The organism is Pseudomonas sp. SORGH_AS_0199, assembly GCF_031453735.1.
GTDB classification, from domain to species: Bacteria; Pseudomonadota; Gammaproteobacteria; order Pseudomonadales; family Pseudomonadaceae; genus Chryseomonas; species Chryseomonas aestiva.
In genome coordinates this window covers 5,014,066-5,020,881 of sequence record NZ_JAVJAE010000001.1, presented here as the reverse complement: position 1 = coordinate 5,020,881, position 6,816 = coordinate 5,014,066, and the positions used below count along the sequence as shown (strand labels likewise).

At 66.9% G+C, this 6,816-nt stretch carries 5 protein-coding genes and 1 rRNA gene; 3 read left to right on the top strand and 3 right to left on the bottom strand.

Annotated elements, in window-relative coordinates; genetic code table 11:
- The first annotated feature begins 14 nt into the window (after positions 1-14).
- Positions 15-130 (top strand): 5S ribosomal RNA (gene rrf, locus QE444_RS23445).
- Positions 131-629: 499 nt separating this feature from the next.
- Here rrf and mksF read toward each other — a convergent pair.
- Genes mksF through mksB form a run of 3 tightly spaced genes read right to left on the bottom strand, consistent with a single transcriptional unit; the run spans position 630 to position 5,357 of the window.
- Entirely contained in the window at positions 630-3,431 is a 2,802-nt protein-coding gene (gene mksF / locus QE444_RS23440; RefSeq protein ID WP_280311547.1) for an Mks condensin complex protein MksF, read from the bottom strand.
- Positions 3,428-4,105 (bottom strand): Mks condensin complex protein MksE, encoded by a 678-nt coding sequence (gene mksE, locus QE444_RS23435; RefSeq protein WP_273861915.1) that lies wholly within the window; start codon positions 4,103-4,105, stop codon positions 3,428-3,430. The genes mksF and mksE overlap by 4 nt, the downstream gene beginning before the upstream one ends.
- Complete coding sequence (mksB, locus tag QE444_RS23430; RefSeq protein WP_187980443.1) at positions 4,095-5,357, bottom strand: Mks condensin complex protein MksB; 1,263 nt, start codon at positions 5,355-5,357, stop codon at positions 4,095-4,097. Before mksB ends, mksE begins: the two co-directional genes overlap by 11 nt.
- 171 nt (positions 5,358-5,528) lie before the next feature.
- Between mksB and QE444_RS23425 the strand changes: the two genes are divergently transcribed.
- Positions 5,529-6,359, top strand: a complete 831-nt coding sequence (locus QE444_RS23425; protein ID WP_285388830.1) for an energy transducer TonB — start codon at positions 5,529-5,531, stop codon at positions 6,357-6,359.
- Complete coding sequence (rimI, locus tag QE444_RS23420; RefSeq protein WP_133861595.1) at positions 6,356-6,808, top strand: ribosomal protein S18-alanine N-acetyltransferase; 453 nt, start codon at positions 6,356-6,358, stop codon at positions 6,806-6,808. The genes QE444_RS23425 and rimI overlap by 4 nt, the downstream gene beginning before the upstream one ends.
- Positions 6,809-6,816: the final 8 nt, after the last annotated feature.

Genomic DNA, 6,816 nt, shown 5'->3' with positions numbered 1-6,816 from the left:
GGCCAACCGAATTGCTTGACGAACATAGAGCATTGGAACCACCTGATCCCTTCCCGAACTCAGAAGTGAAACGATGCATCGCCGATGGTAGTGTGGGGTTTCCCCATGTGAGAGTAGGTCATCGTCAAGCGCCTAATACCCAGCACCCCCGCTCAGTTCACTCTGGCGGGGGTGTTGTCTTTGCGGCGGGAAAAGTTTGGCCGGGCGTCAGGGGCTGAGCACTGGGAGCAGCTAATTGGCTAGCGGACGCCTGAAGCCGCGTGGCTGAGGTTGCCCTCACCCTAGCCCTCTCCCGGGGGGGGAGGGGACCAAAAGGGCGCGGCGGCGGCGTTGGAGTAGTGCCTGCTAGGCAGGTGCCGCTTTACGTCCGCAAGAGCCCAAGAGCCACAACAGCCCGGCTGCGCCGGGCTGTTGTGTTGGAAGCACGGCACAGAATCATCGTAGGTTGGCGCTGAGCGCAGCGAAGCCCAACGATGAGGTCCGTTGCAGGCATCAAGCGAACGGCGGCGAGGCGGTGAGGGGGGGCTTCCGGATGTCGGGCTTCGCCAGGCTCAGCCCAACCTACCGCATCTTTACGCGAGCAGGAAAAAGCCCGGCATTGGCCGGGCTTTTTGCGTTCTGGAGAGCGCTCAAGCGGGTTCGGGCAGCGCCAGGTCGCGTTTGGCGATGTATTTCCAGTCGGCTTCGTCGATGTAGATGCCACCGGGGCCGCTGCCGCCTTCGAGGTCGATGGCGACCTGGGCGCTGACCTGGGGCTTGACGCTGGCCAGGATGGGCACGAAGCCCAGTTGCTGACTGGTTTCGATCAGCGCCTGCTGGTTGCGTTCGTCGATGTCGGCGGCTTCGTCCAGGTAGTAGGGCAGGCGGATCTTGGCGGCCTGCTCCCGGTCCATCAGGTGCAGCAACAGGTACATGTTGGTGAGTGCCTTGATGGTCATGGTGGTGCCGTTGGAGGCGGCGCCGTCGATGTCGGTGTGCAGAATCGGCTGGCCGCCCTGCTTGGTGATCTCGAAGGCCAACTCAAAGAGGTCCTTGAGGCCGAGCTGGTTGCCGTTGGCGGCCACCAGGCGTGCCAGGTATTCCTTGGCATCCTCGTTCTTCTGGTCCTGGCTGCTGTCCTGGGTGAGATCGAAGACCGAGAGGGTCTCGCCTTCCTCGTACTGACCTGCGCTGTGGATGATCTGGTCGATGTGCTTGAGCGCTTCCTTATTGGGCGCCAGGACGATGCGGAAGCTCTCCAGGTTGGAGACCTGCTTGCGATTGATCTCGCGGTTGAACAGCTGCAGCTGGTGTTCGAGGTTGTCGTAGTCGCTGCGGATGTTTCTCAGCGTCCGGGCGATGTCGGTGACGGCAGCGCGGCGGGCCTTGGCCAGGGTCAGGGCTTCGTCCTGGCGATGGGCATAGGCATTCACCAGCAGCTGCAGGCGGCGCTCGGGATCTTCCTCGTTGTCGAACTTGGCGACGCCCTTGAGGCGGACCTGGGCATAGAGCGCCTCGATCTGGGTGTCCGCGCGCTGCAGGGCCTGCCAGCTGTCCTGGTAGTCGTTGAGCAGCGGCAGCAGGTTCTCCAGGGAATCGTCCACCGCTTCCATGAAGGGCGTGCCCGGGGGCAGGTCGGTGGGCAGCAGCTGGCGGCGGCGCAGGGCGTCGGCCAGGGTACGGTCCCTGGCTTCCAGGTCGGCGAGCTGGCGGCCAATCAGTTGCAGCCTGGCGGAGAGTTGCTGGACACGTTCGGTGAAGGCATCGCCGGCGCGTCTCAGTTCGTCCTGGGCGGCTTCCAGCTGGGCCAGCTGTTCGAGCTTTTCGTTTTCCTCGGCACCGAGGGTCTGGCAGCGACGGAAGTCTTCCAGGGCCTTTTGCGCATCCAGTACCTGCTGGTAGAGCACCTCCGCCTGGGCCTTGCTGGCCTGGCGATCGACGCTGACGCCCTGCTGGGCCTTGAGTTGCTTGAGCTCGCGCTCCAGACGGTCCTTCTGGTCACGCAGCGCGGCGCGATCGGCCAGGGCCTGCAGGGTGGGTGGCTCGATCCCCGAGAGGTCGAGGGACAGGCCCGGCAATTCGAGGCGATCGCCCTGGAAACGCGCCAGGATGCCTTCGAAGGTCTTTACCCAACTGCCGTCTTCCGCCAGTTCGACACCCCTGGGGCCGAGCGGCAGGCTGAACAGCTGGCCGTTGAACAGCCGCATCAGGCGGTCGACGTCGGCCTGGCTGAATTCTTCACGCAGGCGAGCATAGCTGTTGTTGTCGGCGTGGTCGAGTTGCTGGCGAATCCCCTTGAGGCGCTGCTCCAGTTCGCGGACACGCTGGTCGAGGTCTTCGCTGCTGAACTGACTGGCCTGGGACAGGGCGCCGGCGAGTTCGTCGTGGGCGTCCTTGGCGGCCAGCAGCTGGGCTTCGAGGGGAGCGGTGGACTCCACCAGGGCGAAGCGGTGCTTGAGCTGGGCCAGCTCGGCGAGCCAGCGCTGCAGGCTGCTGATCTCGCGCTCGCGGCGCATCAATTCGCTGGTGCCGTCGCGCTGGCTCTGCTGCAGGCCATCCTGCTCCTGGCGATAGTGTTCGGTCTGGGCCAGGAGTTCGTCGCGGCGGTCGAGGGCATAGTGCTGCCAGCTGCCGAGCAGGCTGTCGAGCAGGGGCGAGAGGCGATGCAGCTTGCCCCTCAGGCGATCGCGCTGTTCGACGCCATTGGCCAGGGCTTCCACCAGCGGGCCGGCGGCGACCAGCGCCTGGTAGTCCTGCTCCATGCGGCGGACATCGCGGAAGGCTTCCTCGCAGGCGGCGATGTAGTCGACGCTGCCGGATCTCAGGCTGTGCTCGAAGGCATCGAGAAACAGCTGCTTGAGCTTGGCCGCGGTGATCTCGCGCATGTGCAGCAGGTTGATGAACAGGGCGCGGAAGGTCTTGAGACTCTGTTCGCTGGTGGATCGCAGCGGAATCAGCGTCAGGTCCAGGGGGATGCTGGTATGGCCGCCGACCAGCAGGCGGCGCAATTCGTCGGGCTTGACCTCATAGGCCTTATGGCCGGCGCGTTCCAGGCTGGCGAACAGCTCGCGCTGGCGCAGGCAGGCGCCGTCGCGCTGGTAGTGGGCCAGGTCCAGTTCGCCGGCATAGGCGAAGAACTGGTGACCGAAGCCGCCCCCCGGGCCGCGACCGGCCACGCCGATGACGTGGGGGCCGTGGGCCAGGCGCAGCTCGATGAGGATGTAGCTGGTGTCGGTGGCGAAGTAGAACTTGCGCGACTGCTCGTTGCTGTACTTGCCGAAGCTCATGTCGGAGAGCCGCGCCAGGATGGGGAATTGCAGGGCGTTGATCGAGGCGCTCTTGCCCAGGTTGTTGGCCCCGTAGACCGACAGCGGCTGTTCCAGCGGAAAGAGGCCGAGGCTGTAGCCGGCGGTGTTGAGCAGGGCGAAGCGGCTGATGCCGTAGCGGATCATAGGTCGAACTCCCGTTCTGCGGCGATGGCGCGGGCCAGGGCGGCCTCTTCGTCATCCTCGTCGGCGCCTTCCTGCGCGGTGCCGTCTTCGTCGCTGGCGAGGGTCGGCGTCGGCAGTGGCAGGTCGCTGGCATGCAGGCCGGCGGCCAGGTCGCGATCCTGTTGCACGGTCAGGCAGACATCGAGGAAGCGGTGCATGGGCGGCAGGAAACGGTAGGTGCCGTTGCTGTCCAGGGCGAAGCCGAGCTGGGTCAGGCGGCGCAGGATCTTTTCCTCCAGCTCTTCCTGGGTGGTGACCTCGGCCTGCAGGAAGAGGTCGCGGTACTTGTCCAGCAGCGCCGGCAGTTCGTGGCGGCCCAGGGTACCGCCATCGAGCACGGCCAGCGGATCGCGACCCTGGTCGGCCAGGTGCTCGACCAGGATGAAGGTGAACAGCGCCAGGCGCTGGGCGGTCTTGTTGACCTGGGCGCCCATCTGCTCGGGCACGAAGTAGTAGAAGCCGCGCGGATCGCAGACCAGTTCGAAGCCGAGGGCGCGGAACAGCGCGCGGTACTGGTCCTGCTGCTGGCTGAGCTGGGCATAGCTCTCGGGCTCGCTGCGGGACAGGTGATAGCCCTTGAACAGCTCGCGGAAGATGGGCGCGAGCTGGGTCATTTCATTGAGGTCAAGTTGCATGGGCGTCGCTCGCGGGAGATCGGGCGGTCAGGGCGTAGGAGCACAGGCTGACGCGGTGTTCGAGGGTGTCGTAGTGGCGGCGGTCCAGGCGCTGGCGCTGGAAGCGCGCATCGCGGGACAGGCGCGAGAACCAGTAGAGCAGCTCGTCGGTATCGCCGGCCGGCTCCTGCTCCAGCAACCAGGCCATGAGGTCGGGCAGCGGCAGGGCGTCCTGGCAGAGATCAAGCATCTCGCGGGCGGTGCGGGGCGCCGCCGGGCGCTCGCTGTCGCGCGGCCGATTGGCCTGGCTGGGAAAGCGCGCCGGCTTGGGCTCGAAGCGGGCCAGGGCGTAGACATAGCTTTCAACCTGGGCGGTGGTGCCGAGAAAGACACTCTGCGGCCGGCTGAACAGCGGCAGGGCGGCCTGGGGTACGGCGTCGAGGCCCTTGCGGCGGATGGTGGCCAGGGCCAGGGCGGCGCCCCGGGTCACGGCATTGTGCCGGCGCGCTTCCTCGCGCAGCGGCAGCAGCAATTCGCGGGCACGACGCAGGGCCAGCTGGGCGGCGTTGTGCATCTCCAGGATGCGCGCCTGGGTGCGCAGCAACAGGTCGTCGTCGACCAGGTGGCCGAGGCGCTGCTGTTCGCCCAGCAGGTGCAGGAGCACCTGCTCGACGCGGTGGACACCCCGTTCGAAGGCGCCGTCGGCGGCCACCAGCTGGATCATCGGCTCGACGTATTCATCCCAGGTGGCCAGCACCTCGGCATAACGCTGGCGCAGGGGGATCTGGCGATCGCTGGTCTTGGCGCGCTCGGCGACGCCTTCCAGGGCATGGCCATCGTTGGCCAGCTTCTTGAGGACATCGCGCACGCGCATGTCGAGCAGGCGCAGCTGGCGGACGAGGTCCGGGCCGTCGCGATTGTCGAAGGCTTCGCGGATGTGACCGGCGAGGCGTTCCAGGTGGCGCAGGTAGGCTTCGATCTCCAGGCACAGGCCCAGCCGGTGTTCGCGTCTGAGATAGCCGAGGAAGTCGTGGATCTGACCATTGAGCTCGAAGCGATTGGGACTCTTGGCCACCGGCACCAGGATGTCCAGGCGGATCCAGGTGTCGAGCAGGGCGGTGAGGTCGGCCGGCGTGCGCTCGAGCAGCTGCTCGGCCAGGCGGGCACGCAACTCGGCCAGGCCCAGGGTGCCGCTGTCGAAGTGGGCGCACAGCGGGTCGATGAGGTGCCAGTGTTCGGCGAGGGTACGCAGGACGCGTTTGGGGTCGATCATGGCGGGGACCGCACCAGACAAAAGCGCCATTGTACTCCAGACGCCAGAGCCTTCGATGTGACCCCGGTGGGACCGATGGGCAGGGCGGCCTTTCGATCCGCGGCGATCCGCGCGACAATGCCGCCCCGCATAATCCCGCCGCGTAACAGCGCAGGCTCTTAGGATCCGCCCATGTCCGACCCCGCCCCTTCCACCAGCCCCTCGCTTGCCGCCGAGGCGCGTCGTCGCGCCTATCTGCAGGCGTTGCAGCTGGATGTCTGGGTGCCGCGCACGGTGTTGCCCTTCGCCGCGCCTTCGCGCCCGGAATCCCTGTGGGTCGAGGAGCCGGAAGCGGCGCCTGTCGTGGCTCGGGTGGTACGCCCGGAGCCGGTGGCCAAGGCCGCGCCGGCCGCTGCGGTAGCCGAGGCACCGCCGGCGAATCGGCCGCGCATCGAGATCCCGCGACCCGCGGCGTTGAAGCCGGCCGCGCCCCCCGTGGCCGAGCCGCAACCGGAGCGTGCGCCGCCGCCAGCGCGGGAGCCGGCGCCCCGTTTCGCCTTGCAGTTGTTGCAGGCCGGGCGCTGCCTGCTGCTGCTGGAGTTGCCTACCGGCGATACCCTGGGGGTGCGGGATCCGGCCTACCTGCTGCTCCGGGATCTGCTGCGCGCTGCCGGCCTGCCGGACACGCCGCGGATCGTCAGTGAAGAGCCCATTCGCTGGCCACTGCTCAACAACGGTCAACTCGACCAGGGGCCGGCGGCGGCCGCTGAATTCGTGCAGAGCTTCGTCTCGGGGCACCAGGAGCGCCTGGGCGAGGGCCTGGGACTCTGGCTGATCGGTGTGGCCGCGCGACGCTGCAGCGGGGTCGAGGATGCGCAGCTCACGGGGGTGGAGCGGGACACCGCCCTGGGCCCGGCCTGGCTGGTGCCGGGACTGGATATCCTGATGGAAGAGCCGGCCGCCAAGGCCGCGCTCTGGCAAGCCATGCGCCCGTTGCGGCGCCGCTGGATGGAACAGCAATGAACGATGCGGTGAGCTTTCGGCGGATGACCGAGGCCGATCTGAACACGGTATTGAAGATCGAATATCAGGCCTTCAGCCATCCCTGGACCCGCGGCATCTTCACTGATGCGCTCAGGTCCTACGACTGCTGGGTGATGACGGCTGGCGAGCAGCAGGTGGGGCACGGGGTGATCAACGTCATTCTCGACGAGGCCCATCTGCTCAATATCACCATCAAGCCGGAAAGCCAGGGCCGGGGACTCGGCCTGCGGCTGCTGGAACACCTGCTGCAGGAAGCGCGCAAGGCCAAGGCCAACGAGTGTTTCCTGGAGGTACGCGCCAGCAATCAGTCGGCCTATCGGCTGTACGAACGCTATGGCTTCAACGAGATCGGCCGCCGGCGGGACTATTATCCCGCGGTCGGCGGCCGGGAAGATGCGCTGGTGATGGCCTGTACGCTGCTCGACTAGGCCGTCAG

Coding starts and splice junctions, on each gene's coding strand:
- mksB (WP_187980443.1), bottom strand. CDS start 5,357: ATGATCGACCCCAAACGCGTCCTGCGTACCCTCGCCGAACACTGGCAC.
- mksF (WP_280311547.1), bottom strand. CDS start 3,431: ATGATCCGCTACGGCATCAGCCGCTTCGCCCTGCTCAACACCGCCGGC.
- QE444_RS23425 (WP_285388830.1), top strand. CDS start 5,529: ATGTCCGACCCCGCCCCTTCCACCAGCCCCTCGCTTGCCGCCGAGGCG.
- rimI (WP_133861595.1), top strand. CDS start 6,356: ATGAACGATGCGGTGAGCTTTCGGCGGATGACCGAGGCCGATCTGAAC.
- mksE (WP_273861915.1), bottom strand. CDS start 4,105: ATGCAACTTGACCTCAATGAAATGACCCAGCTCGCGCCCATCTTCCGC.